Origin of the sequence: Microcoleus sp. D3_18_C2, assembly GCF_036702395.1 — a bacterium.
GTDB lineage: Bacteria > Cyanobacteriota > Cyanobacteriia > Cyanobacteriales > Microcoleaceae > Microcoleus.
In genome coordinates this window covers 34433-53150 of sequence record NZ_JAUBTG010000045.1, presented here as the reverse complement: position 1 = coordinate 53150, position 18718 = coordinate 34433, and the positions used below count along the sequence as shown (strand labels likewise).

The 18718-nt window shown below is 44.6% G+C and carries 18 protein-coding genes; 4 read left to right on the top strand and 14 right to left on the bottom strand.

From position 1 onward, the window contains the following. The coding region (locus tag QUA88_RS22210) for a hypothetical protein (protein WP_333273852.1) at positions 1-188 on the top strand (188 nt) is incomplete at its 5' end. A 28-nt stretch (positions 189-216) separates the two neighbouring features. On the opposite strand, the gene QUA88_RS22205 is transcribed toward QUA88_RS22210, so the two are convergent. The 3 genes from QUA88_RS22205 to rsmH form a co-directional block, all read right to left on the bottom strand. Continuing rightward, complete coding sequence (locus QUA88_RS22205; protein ID WP_006633914.1) at positions 217-639, bottom strand: ATP-binding protein; 423 nt, start codon at positions 637-639, stop codon at positions 217-219. Positions 640-1147: 508 nt separating this feature from the next. Further along, the gene (locus QUA88_RS22200) at positions 1148-2821 is read right to left on the bottom strand and encodes a SpoIIE family protein phosphatase (RefSeq protein ID WP_333056430.1); all 1674 of its coding nucleotides are present in this window, start codon (positions 2819-2821) and stop codon (positions 1148-1150) included. Positions 2822-3761: 940 nt separating this feature from the next. Continuing rightward, positions 3762-4664 (bottom strand): 16S rRNA (cytosine(1402)-N(4))-methyltransferase RsmH, encoded by a 903-nt coding sequence (gene rsmH / locus QUA88_RS22195; RefSeq protein WP_333056428.1) that lies wholly within the window; start codon positions 4662-4664, stop codon positions 3762-3764. A 57-nt stretch (positions 4665-4721) separates the two neighbouring features. Here rsmH and QUA88_RS22190 point away from each other — a divergent pair, with 57 nt between their 5' ends. Next, positions 4722-5906 (top strand): NAD(P)H-quinone oxidoreductase subunit H, encoded by a 1185-nt coding sequence (locus tag QUA88_RS22190; protein WP_333056426.1) that lies wholly within the window; start codon positions 4722-4724, stop codon positions 5904-5906. Between the two features lie 187 nt (positions 5907-6093). Here QUA88_RS22190 and QUA88_RS22185 read toward each other — a convergent pair whose 3' ends face one another. Continuing rightward, a complete protein-coding gene (locus QUA88_RS22185) occupies positions 6094-6753 on the bottom strand; it encodes a hypothetical protein (protein WP_333056425.1) in 660 nt (219 codons plus the stop codon). A gap of 214 nt (positions 6754-6967) precedes the next feature. On the opposite strand from QUA88_RS22185, the gene QUA88_RS22180 reads away from it, so the two are divergent. After that, positions 6968-8185, top strand: a complete 1218-nt coding sequence (locus QUA88_RS22180; RefSeq protein WP_333273848.1) for a class I SAM-dependent methyltransferase — start codon at positions 6968-6970, stop codon at positions 8183-8185. A 21-nt stretch (positions 8186-8206) separates the two neighbouring features. Here the strand turns inward: QUA88_RS22180 and QUA88_RS22175 are convergent, their stop codons facing one another. From QUA88_RS22175 to QUA88_RS22145, 7 genes are all read right to left on the bottom strand, one after another. Then, positions 8207-8782, bottom strand: a complete 576-nt coding sequence (locus QUA88_RS22175) for a hypothetical protein (RefSeq protein WP_333058186.1) — start codon at positions 8780-8782, stop codon at positions 8207-8209. Between the two features lie 2 nt (positions 8783-8784). Then, the gene (locus tag QUA88_RS22170; protein ID WP_333058187.1) at positions 8785-10008 is read right to left on the bottom strand and encodes an AAA family ATPase; all 1224 of its coding nucleotides are present in this window, start codon (positions 10006-10008) and stop codon (positions 8785-8787) included. A gap of 73 nt (positions 10009-10081) precedes the next feature. Continuing rightward, complete coding sequence (locus QUA88_RS22165; protein WP_333232240.1) at positions 10082-11206, bottom strand: DNA cytosine methyltransferase; 1125 nt, start codon at positions 11204-11206, stop codon at positions 10082-10084. Positions 11207-11302: 96 nt separating this feature from the next. Next, entirely contained in the window at positions 11303-12052 is a 750-nt protein-coding gene (locus QUA88_RS22160; protein WP_333273843.1) for a Uma2 family endonuclease, read from the bottom strand. 272 nt (positions 12053-12324) lie between these two features. Continuing rightward, a complete protein-coding gene (gene hisS / locus QUA88_RS22155; RefSeq protein WP_333058190.1) occupies positions 12325-13602 on the bottom strand; it encodes a histidine--tRNA ligase in 1278 nt (425 codons plus the stop codon). Positions 13603-13753: 151 nt separating this feature from the next. After that, positions 13754-14035 carry a hypothetical protein gene (locus tag QUA88_RS22150; RefSeq protein ID WP_333058204.1) on the bottom strand — a complete coding sequence of 94 codons (282 nt, stop codon included), beginning with the start codon at positions 14033-14035 and terminating at the stop codon, positions 13754-13756. Between the two features lie 34 nt (positions 14036-14069). After that, entirely contained in the window at positions 14070-14345 is a 276-nt protein-coding gene (locus QUA88_RS22145; protein WP_006633901.1) for a photosynthetic electron transport-dependent transcriptional regulator PedR, read from the bottom strand. A gap of 443 nt (positions 14346-14788) precedes the next feature. Here QUA88_RS22145 and QUA88_RS22140 point away from each other — a divergent pair, with 443 nt between their 5' ends. Beyond that, on the top strand, positions 14789-15766 hold the full coding sequence (locus QUA88_RS22140; protein WP_333210824.1) for a carbohydrate kinase: 978 nt from the start codon (positions 14789-14791) through the stop codon (positions 15764-15766). A 336-nt stretch (positions 15767-16102) separates the two neighbouring features. On the opposite strand, the gene QUA88_RS22135 is transcribed toward QUA88_RS22140, so the two are convergent. The 3 genes from QUA88_RS22135 to QUA88_RS22125 form a co-directional block, all read right to left on the bottom strand. Beyond that, complete coding sequence (locus QUA88_RS22135; protein WP_333058192.1) at positions 16103-16594, bottom strand: gluconokinase; 492 nt, start codon at positions 16592-16594, stop codon at positions 16103-16105. Positions 16595-16733: 139 nt separating this feature from the next. Further along, positions 16734-17432 (bottom strand): aquaporin Z, encoded by a 699-nt coding sequence (gene aqpZ / locus QUA88_RS22130; protein WP_333058193.1) that lies wholly within the window; start codon positions 17430-17432, stop codon positions 16734-16736. Between the two features lie 334 nt (positions 17433-17766). Beyond that, positions 17767-18525 carry a DNA-binding protein gene (locus QUA88_RS22125; protein WP_333210822.1) on the bottom strand — a complete coding sequence of 253 codons (759 nt, stop codon included), beginning with the start codon at positions 18523-18525 and terminating at the stop codon, positions 17767-17769. Between the last annotated feature and the right edge of the window lie 193 nt (positions 18526-18718).

Here is an 18718-nt window from a genome sequence, read left to right as displayed (position 1 = left end):
AAATAAAAAACCTGTATCCGATGAAACTTGCCGAACGTATTTATCTCGCGCAAGTCAATGCTTCAATTCTAAAATCTCAAATCTCAAATCTCAAATCGATTGACGCTACTGCACGGAAAATTGGCTGTCACCGCAGCGCGTGCGACAGACAGCCAAAGCGAGTCAAAAAGTGCCTTGCCAATCATTAATGACTAATGACTAATGACTAACGACTAATTAAGATTTTTCCGGCAAACTCGCTTCCAACTTGAGACAGTTGCGACCGTCTATTTGCAAAGTGTAGTCCACCCGATCCATAAGTCTGCTCATAATCAGCCAGCCGTAGCCGCTTTCCTGTTTAGCTTCCGGCCTCGGGGGATTGTAAGTATCCATTTCGTAACCTTTACCGTAATCCCAAATTTCTAAACCAATATCCCTATTTTTTAAATTCAAGCGAATTAACACGGGCAAATTGGGTTGATCTTTGTGAGCATGGCGGATCACGTTAGAATAGGCTTCTGCTAACACCAAGCGCAAACGATTCGACTGACGCGGCCAATCGACGTGCTCTCCTAGCTCTACTTCCAAACTGCTCAGCAACCAATTTTCAACAATTGTTAAAAACCGCAAGTCGCTTGGCACATGAAGCTCAGTATTCATAAAAAAATCCCGTAAGTTTGAAAACCCTGTGTCTTCCAGGTATGAAATACGACGAGCCGAATGGATTCGGCCTCAATACTTGTCGCTAATCGGGGGATACGAGCCTTTTCTGTTTAAAAATCAGGCATTCGTCATTCGGTAGAAGGCAGAAGTTAAGAGAATAGTTGAAAACTTTTGTTATGGGCTTAAAGCCCCTTAACAATTGATAATTATACCGAGACTGTAAGCAGTGAGGTATAAAAAATCTGTGTTTCAATCCTTGGCTTTTAAGCGTTGGTTTTTTCTGACGAATGCCTTCTACCTTAACCCTTTACAGGTATTTAATCCCCCAGGAAAGCGATTCAGGAAACTAGCTGCGCCATCGCCGGCTAGGTTTTTACTGTGGTTTTTGACTGGTGACGATAACACCGTCCTTTGTAGGACTACTCTATGGGCCGTCAACAAGCAGGGCTTAAGTTTTTTCGGCTCTCACCCACCCCCGACTATGCGTCGGGAGTCGCTGACAGATTCAAAGAACCTCCAGAGAGAGTATGGTTTGGTCGTCTTCTTGAACGGGATTATCAGCTCGGATGTGAGCCAACAAATTGTCCAAGTTGAAAGAACCAGGTTCCTGAATCAAAAGTTGCCAAAGCCCTTCTTGTTGTAGCATAGAACGGGTTGGTACACCCCCTGCTACCGCTTGACTTGTCACGCTAGCTTCAGTAATTCCGTCACTCGTCAGCAGAAATACATCTCCTGACTTTAATTCGATCGTACCTGCTTTGCCTCTCCAAACTGGTAGTATCCCCAAAGGAATGCCACGAGCTTTCAGGAAATTAGGCTCGGCTGGCGTTTTACCGCTAGCGGCTTGAGCTTTCACCTCCGAGTGAGACCAAACAATCGGGTAAATGTGACCGGCATTAGCAAAAGCGAGGTGTCCCGTTGACGGAGTGTAACGAGCTACAACCATTGTAATAAAATGGTTGTTGCCGATCAGGTCGTCAGACATACTGCTATTCATGTTCTGCATAACTTGATCGGGCTCTGGAGAAACTTCTTGGGAAAGTTCCCGCCGCATCACCGAAATCGCGCTGGCCATAAATAGAGCAGCCGGAACTCCCTTACCCGAAACATCTCCCACCGCTATCCAAATATCCCCTTGAGAGTGGACGTAGACTTCAAAAAAGTCGCCGCCAACTTCCCGCGCGGGATAGCAGCAAGCTTGCACCCTGACAGTTTCAAAATCCGGCCAACTTTGGCGTAACAAGTTTGTTTGGATTTGGCGAGCCACTTCCAACTCGTTTTGCATCTGCTTGGCTAAATCCAGAGTGCGCTGGTAGAGCTTAGCTTGAGACAGGGCGAGAGCAGCTTGAGCTGCTACACCTTCTATTAACTCTATCTCTTCTGCCGACCAAGGGTTAGTGCCACCAATCTGGCACAGTGCGAGTACCGCCAGCAATTCTTGCTGGTAAGTCAGGGGCACGGCAATCTCAACGGAGTTACCGTCCCCGCGACTGTTTGGGTTGACTTGAGTTTGGCGGCTGGCTACGGCTTGAACCAGCAAATTTTCATCAAAAGAAAAGCTGCTGGCTTCAGAGGTTTGGGCTTGGTAGGGGAAGGTACTCGGCAATAGTCGATCGGCCTCTACCGGCCGCAGCATACAATAGTTTGCCTCAAAAGTTTGACCTACGGTTTGAACAATAGTTTGTACCATACTAGAGTAATCTAGCGACCCGCGAATCACGCTCATTACCTCATTGAACAGAGATTCCTTGCGTAAAGCGCGACGCAGTGCAACGCTGCGCTGCTTGTAGTATTTGTAAGTTTCTGAGGCTTGATTGATCACCAATTTGAGTTCTTCTGGATTCCACGGTTTGGTGATGTATTTGAACACTTGACCTGAGTTGATGGCCTCGACCAAATCTTCAACATCTGTGTATCCCGTTAGCAGAATCCGAATCGTATCGGGAAATCGCTCGACTGTTTTCCCCAAAAACTCGGTGCCATTCATTTCTGGCATCCGCTGGTCAGATATAATCACCGCCATCTCGCCCTGTTGGTCTAGAACTTCCAGGGCGCTGAGGGCGCTATCTGCTTTGTAAACCTGAAAGTCGCGTCGAAACGTCCGGTACAATAAATCCAAGTTGTCAGGTTCGTCATCGACTACCATCAGTTTCAGCTTGCTTCCATCTCCCCGACTCATCTTTCTTCCCCCTTGAAAACCCCCACCATAGCTGTAATCAGCAAGGTGGCGGGAGGAAAAGGGGGGCTGGATATATGCAACATATCAGTTACGTCAAGTTGAGTTAAAGAAACCCGTTTTACCTCAAGGTGAGCATTCCTTTCGCACCATCTGTTCGCACAGATGAGAGGCTTTCGATACTGTAACCCGCCTCGGTAGGCCGCTTCAATAGGGAAAATTCCCCAGTCAGCTTTCACAAAAAATACTCGGTAAGTGGGAAGCTCCGAGACTTTAGTCCTGAGAGGAAAACGACCCGGCGATTTCAATCGCCTTGAATCCCCTCGCGGGGCAGAGGGGTATGGTTGCCCCAAGGCGTGAGGATATGGTTGTCCTCAATCTCCCATTTCTGGGGTAAAGTTAGCTTCGCCAATGTTATAGAGGCTTGCGCCGGCTGGCAGCACTGTCGAGCGTGACTTTAAGACTGTTTAACTACTAGCGACAGGGCAGGGGACTAGCTTCGCATCAAGCGGGTGTCATGACCTAAATAACGTAGCCTGTTAAGGCGATAGCTGGTCAGTACAGCTTGTTTGATTTCTCTTACAAGCGAGCGTGGCTTTAGCCCGCTCGTTACTGACGCTGTGATACGAGCAATGACCTTGTTAGCAGTCGGTACTTTTCTAAACACACCAGCATTCAAAACTGCTAATTAATGCTCTGATTGCAGAGTTCTTAACTAGCTGGGTACTGTCCTCGGTGTGAATTTTAACACTTACTACTAACGCAGGTATTGCTACCTAAGTCTGGTCAACACCGGCTGTATTTCAAGCCCCACTGTACCCGGAGGGTTAGTGGTGGGTTGTTGGCGCTATTCCCTACATCTTTGCCGAATCGTACTTGATTGCTGCATCCAAGTCTCCCTAATCTCTGAACTTTTTGCAGCAAGCATATTACTACTGCCGAATCAAGTTATTCTTTCTGCCAGTCTGAGCTTAGCAGAACGAGAGCGGGGATTTCTAGCGACTTCTTCGGATTGTGGCACGATCGGCTTTTTTGTCAGTACCTGCAAATTGGGTGTTCCTCTGAGTTGGTGCTTGACTGGTCGGTCTTCGAGACTGTGAAATGTAATGATTCCGATTCTCCCCCCTGGTTTTAACCACCTTGGCGCAAGGTTTAGGAAAGTTTCTAAAGAAGCGAGTTCGGAGTTGACAGCTATCCTTAAAGCTTGGAAAGTGCGGGTGGCCGGATGGATTCTGCCGTTGCGCTGCTTGGGAGGGAAGCTGCTGGCGATCGCCCCTGCAAGTTCTGTTGTAGTTTGAAAAGGGCGCCCTTGCACAATCCGCCTTGCGATGCGTCGCGACAGTCGCTCCTCGCCGTACCTGTAAATAATATCTGCTAGTTTAACTTCTTCCCAGTGGTTGATAATCTCTTCTGCCGTCAAAGATTGCTGCTGGTTCATACGCATATCTAGTTGAGCCCGGTGGCGAAAACTAAATCCCCGTTCCGGTGTATCGAACTGAGCAGAGCTGACGCCCAAGTCTGCTATGATACCATCAAATTCAGCCTCTGGGGACTGATATTCAGCAAAGTTACCGTGCCAAAACTCAACGGGCGAGTTGGCAAATCGGGCTTGGCAAAAACCGATGGCTTGTTCATCGCGGTCGATCGCCACCACTGTAACATCTGGCGCCGCCGCTAAAATCAAACTCGTGTGTCCGCCGCCCCCAAGCGTCGCGTCCAAATAGTGTCCGCCTGGACGCACAGCCAAACCCGCAATTAATTCTTGACCCAAAACTGGAACGTGATAGGTGTCAATACTGACATCCGATCCAAGGGTCTCCTTCTCAGAGAGCTCGATATCCTTCATAATCATAAAAGCGAAACAAAAATCAACAATAGTCAGTAATCATTAATTCATTTAATTATGTCAAGAATTGAGACTAGAACCGAACCGATGGTGCTCAACATGGGGCCGCACCACCCTTCAATGCACGGGGTACTCCGGTTAATTGTCACCCTGGACGGGGAAGATGTGGTGGACTGCGAGCCAGTTTTGGGCTATCTGCACCGCGGGATGGAAAAAATTGCCGAAAATCGCACCAACGTGATGTACGTGCCCTACGTTAGCCGCTGGGACTACGCTGCGGGGATGTTTAACGAAGCGGTGACAGTGAATGCACCGGAAAAGTTGGCGAATATTGCTGTCCCCAAACGGGCTAGTTATATTCGGGTAATCATGCTGGAGTTGAACCGGATTGCTAACCACTTGATGTGGGTAGGGCCGTTTTTGGCGGACGTGGGGGCGCAAACTCCTTTTTTCTATACTATGCGCGATCGCGAACCAATTCTCGACTTGTGGGAAGCAGCGACCGGTTATCGCATGGTGAATAATAACTATTTCCGCATCGGCGGAGTCGCCGCCGATTTGCCCTACGGTTGGGTAGATAAGTGCCAAGATTTCTGCGATTATTTCGTTCCCAAAATTGACGAATACGAACGTTTAATTACCAACAATCCAATTTTCCGCCGCCGGATTGAAGGCTTGGGTACTATTTCTCGCAACGAAGCGATTAACTGGGGACTTTCCGGCCCCATGTTGCGCGGTTCCGGCGTAAATTGGGATTTGCGGAAAGTTGACCATTACGAATGTTATGACGACTTCGACTGGGAAGTCTGTACCGAAGCTGCTGGCGATTGTTTAGCCCGGTATTTAGTACGGATTCGGGAGATGCGCGAGTCGGTTAAGATTATCTATCAAGCCTTGAAAGGACTCCCCGGCGGCCCTTACGAGAATTTGGAAGCGAAGCGCTTAGAAAGCGGGCCAAAATCTGAATGGAATGGTTTTGACTATCAGTTTATTGGCAAAAAAGTGGCGCCGACTTTTAAGATTCCCAAGGGCGAACATTATGTCCGCGTCGAAAGTGGCAAAGGTGAGTTGGGGATTTATATTATCGGGGATGATAGTGTGTTTCCTTGGCGCTGGAAGATTCGGGCTGCGGATTTTAATAATTTGCAGATTTTGCCTCACATTGTGCGCGGCGTGAAGATTGCGGATTTGGTGGCAATTTTGGGGAGTATCGACATTATTATGGGCTCGGTTGACAGGTAGAAGGAAAAGGGCGATCGCATTTTTGGGCTGTTTGCTAAAAAGTGCGATCGCTACTTTTTTGAATCATATACAGTCCTGGGCGCATAATACCAAAGAAACCGGGTTTTTCACTTCAACTGTCGGCTACAACGAAAAATTTTCGTAAAAACCCGGTTTCTGACTACCCATGAGTCTGGGAGTGTATAGATTAACAGTAACGAAAATCTACCTCGGTTCCGCACTGCGTACAAATACCCTCAGAACAATCATCAGCTCCTCCTGACCAGTCAAAGTTTGTGCCTTTGCAGTACGGACAATACTCAGTTAAAGATAAAATTTCAGCGGGGACACACCGCCATCTGGGTAAAGTAACAGCTACCTCTGACTCTAGGGAAGTAAATGTATTGACAGGTAAACGATGTACTCGCTCGACTAATTCATTGACTTTGATAATTAATTCATTAGCATTTTCTACCCACAAATAGCCGCAGCGGACAGCGCGACTGATTAAAACATTTCTTTTTTCTTCAATAAATATTCGATTTCCGTTGGGGTCGATCGCCCTGCATTCCCACCCTGCAAATATAGGAACTTCTTGTGCGTAATTCCCTATCAAACCTGGAATGTTATTGAGTTGCCGTTCAGCAAGACAACCGATCCATAGATCCCAGTGAACTCTTTTGCATCTTTGTGAAGAAATACAACTTTTTAACAAATTATCAAAGGCGATTATATCCTTGTCTACGCCTCTGTGACCTAAGTAAATACCGCGTCTTTTTGTATCTGCTAAATTAAATATGACTACATAATCTGGTAATAAGTGGCTCGATTTTTTGAACTCTTCTAAACAAGATTCTGGTGGTATCATAAAGAAGCATTATATTTAAAATCTAAGGCTAGCTTATCACAGCGATCGAAAATTTGCCATGTCAAATCTCAAGTTTGCGATCGGCTTCAAAATGATATGATATCAATAATCAAAATCTCTCTCTTCTCTCTTCCTCTGTGTCCTCTGCGCCCTCTGCGGTGAAAAAAATCTTTATTTCAAAAATAAAATAAAATCAACTTTGATTCCATAAATTATGACATTCCAGCAATCAGATATCAATGACAGCAACCCAGAACTCTGCGCTTTAATCTGCGAAAGAATTGCCGCCAGTCCCCAGCAGCGTATTACTTTTGCTGAATATATGGATTTGGCATTATATCATCCGCAGCACGGATATTATAATAATAGCGATCGCCAGTCGATCGGCAAACAAGGCGATTTTATCACGTCGTCTCACTGGGGTGCTGATTTTGCGGAGGTTTTGGCGGATCAGTTTGTGGAAATGTGGGAAATTCTAGGCAAACCTCAAAACTTCGCGATCGTAGAAATGGGCGCTGGGCGGGGAAATTTTGCCGAAAATGTGCTGCAATATCTGCAAATACAATATCCCGATTTCTTTCATATTTTAGAATACATTATTGTTGAACTTTCCCCTGTACTCCAAGCGGAACAGCGGCAAATGTTAGCCGATATCAAGTGTGTCAAGTGGTGTAATTGGGATGAGATAGTTAATAACTCAATTGTCGGTTGTTTCTTTTCTAATGAGTTAGTAGATGCTTTACCCGTGCATCAATTTATTCTGGAACAAGGGCAAGTTAGGGAGATTTACGTTGCCGCAGAAACCCCAAAAAATGAACAAGAAAAGATAAAATTTGTTGAGGTAGTTGGCGAAGTTTCCACCCCTAAAATTGGCGAATATTTGGATTTGGTGGGCATCGATTTGTCGGCGAGTGTTTACGGGGATGGTTATCGCAGTGAGGTGAATTTGGCCGCTTTGGACTGGATGAGTACAGTTGCTCAAAAGTTGCAGCGGGGATATTTGTTAACTATTGATTATGGCCATCCGGCGCACCGCTATTACAATCCGAGGCGCAGGGAGGGGACGCTACAGTGTTATTATCTGCACCGATATCACAATAATCCTTATATTAATGTGGGGCGGCAGGATTTAACGGCTCATGTTAATTTTACGGCGCTGGAAAGGCAGGGTGAATTGTGCGGTTTGGATGTGGTAGGGTTTACTCAGCAGGCTTTGTTTTTGATGGCGTTGGGTTTGGGCGATCGTATTGCTTCTCTATCAACAAATGATGCGGAAGTATTGGATGTGGCAACGTTTTTGCGGCGCCGGGAGGCTTTGCATCAGTTGATCGATCCGATGGGTTTGGGGGGTTTTGGGGTTTTGGTGCAGTGTAAGGGGTTGAAGGAGGAGGAAAAGGGGAGAATGTTGAAGGGTTTGATGGTGCCTGATTGATTATTTTAGATTGATTATTAACTAATTAAGCTGTTTTTTAACCGCACGAGCGATTAAAGGCGCTTTCTTTTCTAACCCTTCTAAATTAAGTTCGTTCTCTAGATACATCCGATACCACTCCTGACGTTGTTCTATAACCCATTCACTATTCTGAAGCTGTAACTTTTTGAGGGTAAATTCGGCTCGATCGCGCTCGTGGGAAGGAATCGCATCAGTCAAAATCAACTGACAAGAAGGTAGGATAATCTCAAACCAATTATCTTCTACTTCAAACGGATCGAGAATTTGTCGATCGTAAGTTCCTTTGCAGCTATTTACCCGTTGCAAAGCATAGCGATAGTTTTTCCAGTCATAAATCAAATGCCGATTTTGTGCTTTACTTTTACTCAAATAATGATCTACAGTACCCATCCGACTCGGTATGTACATAACTGAATAGCCACAAAGATTTTGGAACTCTTTAGCTAATTGAGGTTTGAAGCTAGACCAAAAATCTTTTGGTTCTTTACCAGGATTTTTAACTAACCAATTATTGCCGGCTTGTCGCACTTGTTGCTCAAAATCCGGTGGTTCCGGTGGCGGAATAAATCGCATCATCTTTACTCAACCTCGGTGCTCACAATCCATCGCGGCCAGAAGCGATCGTGTTCTGGTAAAACTCGCAGGAGTTCCTGATGAATTTGCTCCTTAGTTCTGAGGTATTCAGGAAAAGTCTCTATGCTTTCTCCTCGCATGAAGGCATACGCAGCCTCAATCGCTATTTCTGCTTCGCGGGAACGAGCCTGTTTTAACCCAAAAATATCTGAAGTTAGCCACCCAACAGCATCCCCATGTTTTGTCCAAGGAACTTCATTAAGAGTTACATCTTTACCTTGTAACTCAAACAAAAATAATTTATCTTGTTCCTCATCAAATTCAGGCTCGATTGAGGCAAGTAGCAGCGGAGAATGAGTTGTAGCTATTAGCTGAAGTTTCATTTCATTTTCGAGGTTTGTCGCTACTTCTAAGATGGCTGGCAAGATTGATCGTTGCCACTGTGGATGTAAATGAGCTTCAACTTCATCGATTAAAAGAATTATCTTATCCAGAGGTTCTTGTTGCCGCAACTTAGAAGCCATTGTGTGTTCATACCAAGTCCATACTAACAAATAAGCTAATCCTAAAATTCGCTTAATGCCCGCTGATGCGTATATAATCGGAACATTGCCATAGGGAAAATTTAAGGTAGGAATCTCACGCACATCCTCAACAGAAACCCTGATTGGTTCTCCCGGTTCCATCCATTCATCAGCATCGGGAGAAAGTTGTTTAATGACGCGAGATAATAGTTGGAATTGAGATCTGTCTGGTTGACGTTGCCAGTTCACCCAATCATGAATTAGACCATTACAGATAAATTTTCCTTCTGAATTAATCAATCCATTCCAAAGACTATCATAATTGAAGTGATAAGCTGCTAAGCGATTACGGGCAGGATCTAAGACGGAAAATCCATCAACACGGACGTAAATAATTAACCCTTTAAAACTAGAATACTTGCCAATGTCTAACCACTTTTGTTCGGAAAAACTAAACAGACTTCGATATTTATCGGATTTTTTTTGATTGCTTAAAAGAGAAGTGATTTCCGGGGAATTGCCCTGTCCCTGCTGTGGCCAAGCTGGACTATCCGCCCATTTTCCAGTTAGTACCCACCAAGCAACATCAAGCAAAAAAGTTTTCCCCAAACCATTGTCGCCAGTAAATAAATTAATGCGATCGGCAAATTCTACATCGAACTGGGGGGCGGTTCCTACTTGTTTTAGATGAAGTTCTTTCAGCATTTTGAATATTAACTCTATCAGCTACATAATTAGCTCAATATTTAGAAATATTGTACTATAAACTACTTGCTGATTATAAAATATTTTCACTGGGTTCTAATTCAGCCCATCTCAATCGCTGTTGAATAGACATCCCCTGCAACTTTTTACTCATTTCATATAAATCCACTTTCGGATAATTCTCATTAAAGAGCGGAATCAAAGACTCAACAACAGCAGCGATTCCCTGCGGGGGCACTGCATTTCCAATCTGCCGCCGTACTTCAGTCGTAGAACCTTCAAAAACAAAATCATCGGGAAATGTTTGCAATCTTGCCCTTTCACGATTTGTCAAAGAACGCGGTTCTAAATAATGATAACCCCAAGTTCCGCCGCCTCCACCAGCAATGATTGTCGATGAGGGTTTATCAGGATGAATTCGGCGATAAACGTGACTGATCATGCCTTTGACATAGTATGGACTATCCTTGGGAATATCAGAGAAATTGCCTCCCGGTTTAATTCGATTTAAAATTTCAACGGTGCGGGCTTGAATTTTATGATGTTGGTTATTGTCAAGAACTGCTTCCACATTTTTGAGTGCTTCGCCCGCAGTTCGATAGGGATTTTTGCGATTTTGACCGTATTCTGGCTGAGGATGCACAAAGTTAAATCCTGTATCCATCCGAATCCCAACTAATAACACTCTTTGCCGAAATTGCGGAACTCCGTAATCCGCAAAGTTGTATAGTTTGGGTTTAACTAAGTAGCCGGGAGCTATACTTTCAAAATCAGAAATTATTTGTTTTATTGCTTGATAATTATTGGCACTTAATAAGCCTTTGACATTTTCTGCTACAAAAGCTTTGGGCTTTTTTTTGTTGACAAAATCGAGAAAGTATGTATATAAATTACCTCTGGTTCCTTCAAGTCCGGGGCGCTTCCAAATTAGGGAGAAATCTTGACAGGGAAACCCTCCTATACATATTTCAGCTTCGGGAACTTGTGCAATGTCTATATTTTCTATGCTGTCGTTGATGATGACATCAGCAATGTTTCTGCTGAATGTTTTGCAGGCGTATTTGTTGGAGTCGATCGCCCAAACTACCTCAAATCCGGCTTGGTGGAATGGCAAATCCATGCCGCCGCAACCAGAAAATAAGGATATGAGTCGCGGTTTTTTTGTCCAGGCGATCGGCTGGAGACGTTCTATTGACATAGGAGTCCAAAGTTAGCCAAGGGCGGGCTGGATGCCGGCACCACAAGAGTGTCATCATAGCAAAACACGATCGAACTCGACTCATCAATTGATATTTCACTCTTCATCATCTAACTCGATCCCCGCTTGACGCAATTTTTCGGCCAATTTTTCAGCGCGGAGGCTTTCGCGATCGGCTCTTTCCTCAGACCAAAGCAACAACTTGCCTTCAGGATTCCACCACCTCAACCAACAGCCTGTCCTTCCTTCGTGCGTTCCTTCCCACATTCCTAAAAACAAGTCTAATCCCGGTATCCAATAACGTCCGTTTTCATCAGGTTTTTGCAAGTTGTAGTGCTCTGATTCTAAAGCGTAAACTTCTAAATGAGCTGTTTTGGCTCGGAATATGACGTATCGGGGGACTTTGATTACTTGCTCGTAAAAATACCACTTTCCCACCCGCGAGGTAAATTCAACGGAGTATTCTTCTCCATAGGTTTCTGAAAGAAATTCCATCACGAGTTGAGGGATGGTTCCTTCTGTGTGCGGCGTGTAACTGCGGCGGACTTGCGAGACATTTTTTGGATTGACGGGTTTCACGTACATCCAATCTGGTGCTTTGCAGATAATGCGCTGTTCGTCGCTGCTTGAACCTGGGAAACTTATTCCTGCACACAAGGCAAAGTTGGAAACAATTAAGGCATCCTGCATTAATTCAGGAAATGCTGTTAGCGGCTGGCGCAAAGCGGCGGCTAATAATGGTTGGCTTTCGTCTTCCACTGGGTCGTCTGGTAGTTGAAAATCTTCTGGTAGTAGCGGCCAGGTGATTGTGAGTTTTGTTTCATGATTTTTAGTTGCTACAGACATAGTTTATCAGAGGTTAAATGTTTTAATGCTTAAATTATATCTCTTGGTTTTTGGGATTCATGTTAATGGCTTAATGACGAGGCAGATCCTCTGGATCTGCCTTACCGGGCAGAGCCAATTAGTAACGACTTAAGCCGATAGTCCGCCAGGGGTTGAAACCCCTGGCTAATAGCTAAAGTCCTCTGAAGAGGACTGAGAAGAAGACTGTTAAAATAATTAGTCCTCTGAAGAGGACTTTAGCTTTGAGGCAGGGAATTCATTCCCTGCCGGACTTAATATGCAGCAATTATCTTCTGCTGTAGCTCGTTTGTCATTGCTAGTAGTTCTGATTGGGCGATCGCACTTTGTTCACCACTCGCCAACCACTTCAATTGTACCGTCTCGTTTTCAGCTTCCGCATCTCCCAAAACTAAACACGCAACAGCACCGCTTCTGTCGGCCCTTTTAAACTGTTTCCCGAAAGCACTACCGCTCAAATCTATCTCGACACTAAACCCGGCACTTCGCAATTTTTGAGCTAACAATACCGATTGCTGTTCGGCTTTTTCGCCCCTAGATACCAAATAGAAATCCTGCTTGGGAACGGGCAAAGGTTGCAACTTTTGCAGCAGGATAATCAACCTTTCGATACCCATTGCCCAACCTACTGCCGCCGTATCTGGGCCGCCCAATTCCTTGACTAAACCGTCGTACCGGCCGCCTCCGCAAACTGTGGCTTGCGCTCCCAAATCGTCGGAGATAATTTCAAAAGCGGTGTAAGTATAGTAATCTAAACCACGCACTAATCGGGGATTTAACTGATAGCTAATTCCTAAATTTGTGAGCATTTGCTGCACTTGCTCGAAGTGCGATCGCGATTCCTCTCCCAAATATTCCAAAATACTCGGCGCACCAGCTACAATTTCTTGAGTCCGCTGATTTTTGCTGTCCAATATCCGCAGCGGATTGCGAGTCAAGCGGTCTTGAGAATCGGCGTCTAATTCGGATTTGTGCGGTGTAAAATAATCTATTAATGCTTGCCGATAATTTTGTCTGTCTTGCTTATTTCCGACAGAATTAATATCGAGGCGCAAATTTTTTAAACCGAGGGTTTGCAGGATATCGCAGGCGATCGCAATTACTTCGACATCCGCACGAGGATTCGCACTCCCCAAGACTTCCACGCCAATTTGATTAAACTGCCGCTGTCTTCCTTCTTGCGCGCGTTCGTAGCGAAACATCGGCCCCGCATACCACAGGCGCTGTACGTCTCCCGCCGCGTACAAACTGTTTTGAATAAAAGCTCGGACTACTCCGGCGGTGCCTTCTGGACGCAAAGTTGTCGATCGATCGCCCTTATCCTTAAAAGTGTACATTTCTTTGCCCACGACATCGGTAGCTTCTCCGATGCCGCGTTCAAATAAAGATGTCTGTTCAAAAATTGGCGTCCGAATTTCTCGATAAGCCGCTTTTTTTAAAATGGTTCTAGCGACTTCTTCTATATTTTGCCAATATTGAATTTCAGCGGGCAAAATATCCCGCGTTCCCGGTAAAGTTTTAATTGCACTCATTTTGTTAGTCAGTAGTCAGTAGTCAGTAGTCAGTAGTCAGTAGTCAGTAGTCAGTAGTCAGTAGTCATTAATCATTAGTTATTAGTTAAAAGTTAAAAGTTAACAGTCAACAGTTAACAGTCAACAGTCAACAGCTAACAATTCCCAATAACTAATGACTTAATAATTCCCAGGCTCCGTAACGATCGCCATAATAAGCCAAAATGCGATCGACCCGCTCGCGACCTGCCAAATCGAACCCTTCAGGATACTGTATCCACAAACCCCCAACTTGGCTGTCGTAGTAATCAAACCGCTGCGACTGCTGCGGAATTAAACCGGTTTGCACCCCTTCAACTTGACGCAAATGGATCGCCACTTCGCGATACACCGCCAGCGGCAATCCAGGGCTTTGAATTTGATAGCGGAGTTGTTTTTCTTGTGCCGTTTGCATCATTTCTTTGCCTGTCCCCAACCAAAATCCCTACTTAAGATACTTCTTTATCGATCGGCCGCGGTAGAGGACAGCAGTTAATATTGTCCAAACATACCTTTCCCCACTGCAAAGCCCAGCGTACAAGCGTAACTCGATTGTCAGCCCGCGTCTTGTTCAAGATATTGCTAATGTGGTTGTCAACTGTACGCTTGCTAATCTCTAACTTTTCGGCGATTTTCTCATTAGTCAATCCCGCTGCTACTAACTCTACCACTTGCAATTCTCTGTCCGAAAGGGTGACAGGGGTCCCAGAGACAATCCCACTCATAAATTTTTCCTATGTCTGCATATTTACCTATCTACAATTCTAAAGGATGAGGGATCGAGTATGAAGAGAAAATTAAATTTGCTGTGCTACTCTTTCGGGCCCGAAGCACCAACTCGCCTGCAGAATCGCCAAGAGTGCAAACTCAGCGCTGACACAGCATGACGCGCACCGACTTGCACTGCTGGCACCCTTCCGGTGGCGGGTGAGCCCTTTACCTGCGCGCATCTGACATCCGGGCCAAACCCGCAGATGTTTTCAGGTAAAACAACTGATACGCCGCACTGCACTTGTGCGTTGAGCGAGTAACTGCCAGTATCAATAAGTCTGGTATTATAGGAGCAGCTATTAAAATATAGCTTGCAATTTTTCTGGGATCGGTTAAAAATAATTCTTGAGCTGTCTACTGCTGGTCTAAAATCTAAAATCTAAAATCTAAAATAGACATGACTTATCCTCGCGTTCTGTGTCTGGGTGAAGTTTTATTTGATTGTTTAGCAGACAAACCAGGAGTATCTCTCGAAGAGGTAGAATCTTGGACGGCATATCCCGGCGGTGCTCCTGCTAATGTTGCCTGTGCTTTGGTTAAATTAGGGACGGCGGCGGGATTTATCGGGGCTGTAGGTGGGGATGAATTGGGTAATTCTCTAGTGCAGGTATTGCAAGAAGTAGGGGTTGATATTGCTGGAGTGCAGCGACATCCAAGTGCGCCGACGCGGCAAGTTTATGTCTTGCGGAATGAAGCGGGCGATCGAAATTTTGCCGGTTTTGGCAAATTTGATACTGCGGATTTTGCCGACACCCGCCTCCTCGCTGCACAACTACCCGAAGTGCTGTTTGAAAATGCCGAATATTTAGTGCTAGGTACTTTAGAATTAGCTTATCCTGAAAGTCGAGAGGCGATCGTCCGAGCGATCGAACTAGCAGAACACTACGACGTTAAAATTATACTTGACATCAATTGGCGTCCCGTGTTTTGGCCAAATCCAGACGAAGCAAAAGCGCGCATTAGAAAAATATTAAAAAAAGTTGATTTTGTCAAGTTATCTGAGGAAGAAGCCGAATGGTTGTTTGACACTACCGATGCTGGAGCAATTACCTACCGTCTCGATTCCGTAGAAGGCGTTTTGGTGACTGCGGGCGAGAAAGGTTGCGCCTATTGTATCTCGGAAAATGAAGGAAAAATCCCCGCATTTACAGTAGATGTTGAGGATACAACAGGTGCAGGCGACGCATTTCTGGCTGGTTTTGTGCGACAGTTGTGCAAGCATGGAATTAAGAATTTAGCCGACCCCAAAATAGCCCAAACAATTGTAACTTATGCCAGTGCGGTAGGTGCGATGACAGCGATGAAACCGGGGGCAATTATATCTCAACCTACTGCGGCTGAAGTAGAAGCTTTCTTATATTTGTACAAAAATTAGGGCCGCCAACCTATCAGTCTGGAAACGGAAAGGGGGCTAATTTTGGTTCATAAACTCGGTTGCTAGGAAAAAAATACTGTTATACTAAATCCGAGTTAAAAACCCTCGCTAAGACTCGCCGTTTGAAATAGCTACTATACAAATTCTTGCCCTAGTTAAGAGGGACTAAGAAATAAACTGGTATTTAAGCTCGATTTAGTATTATAGGTTTTATTGGGGGCAATTAACCGCACATCATATCATGTCCCATCGATTACCCTGATTCCTGTAGGGGCGGGTTCACTAATAATATTTGCCAAAAACGGACAATCTCAAAAACCCGCCCCGGCAATGGTATTATGGGCGATCGATCGGACATGATATAATTTGGCGCACGATTAACTCTAGTGGCTGCGAAGCATCTATGATAATTGCATCTTCAGGTTCTTCGAGACTGTCTAACTGGCTTAACAGCAAGTCTGCTTTCATGTAGTGATTTTCGCGAGTTTTTAACCTGGTGGCTAATAGCTGAAAAGAACATTTTAGATAAACTATCTTCATGCGCTTTTGGTCTCGGTAGAGCATTTCGCGGTAAGATGTTTTTAAAGCAGAACAAGCCAAAACCACATTTTTATTTTCTAACAGCCACCTGTCTATTGTAGCTTGCAATTGTAATAGCCAAGGAAGGCGATCCGCATCTTCTAAAGGAATGCCCCGACTCATTTTATTGATATTAGCTGATGGGTGAAAATCGTCGGCATCCCTGAAATCCCAATTGAGAGATTGCGCCAGCAACTTGCCAACAGTAGTTTTGCCAGAACCTGAGACTCCCATCACGATCGTAATCATGGCACCTATTTACCGAATACTTGCAATATACTTGCAATTTTATCAAGTTGTGCGATCGACAAACCGGGTTTCTTAAGTTGCCGGATGAATTCTACCACCCTAAAAAATTCAATAAACCCGGTTTATTTATGATTTTCGCTCAAATTTCTTCCAGAGTGGGTTTAATGAAATTATAAGCCAAAACGCCGATAATTCCACCGATCACAGGGAATACAATAAACGCCCATAACTGTTGGATTGCCCATCCGCCTTGAAAAAGTGCGACACCGATACTTCTAGCTGGGTTAACTGAAGTATTGGTTATGGGAATTCCGACTAAATGAATCAACACCAGCATCAAGCCGATGGGAATTCCGCCCAAACCGACGGGATATTTGGGATGGGTAGTACCCATGATGGTAAATAACAGAAAAGCAGTTAGTACAATTTCCGTCAAAGCTGCTGCCAAAAGTCCGTAACCCGTGGGAGAATGTTCTGCAAAACCATTAGAGGCAAATCCAGAAGCAGCCGCATCAAAGCCTGGTTTTCCTGATGCTATCATATACAAAACCAGACCGCCTAAAATTCCCCCTACAATCTGACCTCCTATATAATAAGGAAGCAAAACAGCATCGATCAGTTTGGCAACTACTAAACCGATACTTACCGCCGGATTAATGTGGCATCCAGAGATAGGGCCGATGGTATAAACCATGATTAAGAGGGATAGACCAAAGGCGATCGAAACTCCCAAAAAGCCGATTTTATCTCCAGCTAAAACCGCACTGCCACATCCACCTAATACCAACACAAAAGTACCAAAAGCTTCAGCAACCCCAATCTTTATTTTTTTGTTCATACTCACAATTGTCTCAATTTTCTAATCGGTTAATTTCACACCCATACGAGTTCTCAATATAAAAATTAGAACTCGAATTTGTTTCACTTAGCGCAACAAGACTAATCAAAATCATTAGCAATCTGTAGCTCTAATTTTCACAAATTGTATGGACTTAACTGAGAATGCGAAATTAGGAATCGATAAATTAGCTCAAACATACTCCATTATGTAAAAAATGTCAAGATCAAGCTAATTATTTGTATAAATTGTGCAATCTTCTGTATTCAATTCACAACAATTAACTTGACTTCTTCCCTAATTCTGCGATCGTAATTTTACTTATTGTTGCTGATTATCCGATCGCACTTGCAGCTAAAACATCATTGCTAATCGGCTGGTACATCCGACTTTGGAAGGGGCGAAAGTCTCGCCAATCGGCAGTCATCTTGCATAGCAAGCGGAACTGTAGCGGCGTTGGGGGTTGATTGACGCGATCGACTTGTACGCGAACCAATTCTGGATGCTGCGAAATAATTTCAAAAATATCATCCACAAGATAGCGCTGACAATAGCCAACAATCCAGTGATCTTTAGTACACAGAAGCAGACGGGAAGCGCGCGGATTTTTAAATTCGTGGGCTAAATACAAAAGTTCGCCCACTTTAAGCCGATTAATCCGTTCAATTGCCGACTTTGAAAGGTATCGCAGTCCATCTGCAAAAAAATGGATACAGTAACGTCCATTTTCATCTGGTTCGGGACAAGGGAATACCTCAAATTTATCAGTTGCCCGTTTGCCTCCGCTGCGCGCCAATAAAGCAATTGGGTCATGTTCGTGTTCAGGGATATTCAACCACTGTACAAATTCAGGGTACTCAGGGCGCGATCGGGCCATCACTCGATTAGAAAACAACGAAAACAGTTTCTGTGAAGTGTAAACATTATGGAAATCCGGGAAAGATGGCAAGGGTTGAAACCCGCACTTGAGTTTCGCTTCTAGAACACCATTTGTATAATTGAACTGGTATTCTTTACCGTTAAATGTCAATCGACCAATCGGAAACCAAGAACCGCTGTCCGGGCTTTGCCAAGCCAAAAATAGTGTTTTCAAAGTAAATCTCCTGTCAATTCAAGTAGGGTGTACAGTGCGTACTGCACAAACACAACTCACCTACGCGGCTTAAAAAATGTTTACCCGATCGACCCTTGACACTTTCCTCTCAAAATGAGAGTATCAGTATACAAGCAGGACTTATACCAAATCCGAGTTTACCACCCCTGTTATAAATATTCCGTCAATCGAT

Bases quoted from the DNA above. Each gene is read 5' to 3' on its own strand.
- QUA88_RS22205 (WP_006633914.1), bottom strand. From the start codon at position 639: ATGAATACTGAGCTTCATGTGCCAAGCGACTTGCGGTTTTTAACAATT.
- QUA88_RS22200 (WP_333056430.1), bottom strand. From the start codon at position 2,821: ATGAGTCGGGGAGATGGAAGCAAGCTGAAACTGATGGTAGTCGATGAC.
- rsmH (WP_333056428.1), bottom strand. From the start codon at position 4,664: ATGAAGGATATCGAGCTCTCTGAGAAGGAGACCCTTGGATCGGATGTC.
- QUA88_RS22190 (WP_333056426.1), top strand. From the start codon at position 4,722: ATGTCAAGAATTGAGACTAGAACCGAACCGATGGTGCTCAACATGGGG.
- QUA88_RS22185 (WP_333056425.1), bottom strand. From the start codon at position 6,753: ATGATACCACCAGAATCTTGTTTAGAAGAGTTCAAAAAATCGAGCCAC.
- QUA88_RS22180 (WP_333273848.1), top strand. From the start codon at position 6,968: ATGACATTCCAGCAATCAGATATCAATGACAGCAACCCAGAACTCTGC.
- QUA88_RS22175 (WP_333058186.1), bottom strand. From the start codon at position 8,782: ATGATGCGATTTATTCCGCCACCGGAACCACCGGATTTTGAGCAACAA.
- QUA88_RS22170 (WP_333058187.1), bottom strand. From the start codon at position 10,008: ATGCTGAAAGAACTTCATCTAAAACAAGTAGGAACCGCCCCCCAGTTC.
- QUA88_RS22165 (WP_333232240.1), bottom strand. From the start codon at position 11,206: ATGTCAATAGAACGTCTCCAGCCGATCGCCTGGACAAAAAAACCGCGA.
- QUA88_RS22160 (WP_333273843.1), bottom strand. From the start codon at position 12,052: ATGTCTGTAGCAACTAAAAATCATGAAACAAAACTCACAATCACCTGG.
- hisS (WP_333058190.1), bottom strand. From the start codon at position 13,602: ATGAGTGCAATTAAAACTTTACCGGGAACGCGGGATATTTTGCCCGCT.
- QUA88_RS22150 (WP_333058204.1), bottom strand. From the start codon at position 14,035: ATGCAAACGGCACAAGAAAAACAACTCCGCTATCAAATTCAAAGCCCT.
- QUA88_RS22145 (WP_006633901.1), bottom strand. From the start codon at position 14,345: ATGAGTGGGATTGTCTCTGGGACCCCTGTCACCCTTTCGGACAGAGAA.
- QUA88_RS22140 (WP_333210824.1), top strand. From the start codon at position 14,789: ATGACTTATCCTCGCGTTCTGTGTCTGGGTGAAGTTTTATTTGATTGT.
- QUA88_RS22135 (WP_333058192.1), bottom strand. From the start codon at position 16,594: ATGATTACGATCGTGATGGGAGTCTCAGGTTCTGGCAAAACTACTGTT.
- aqpZ (WP_333058193.1), bottom strand. From the start codon at position 17,432: ATGAACAAAAAAATAAAGATTGGGGTTGCTGAAGCTTTTGGTACTTTT.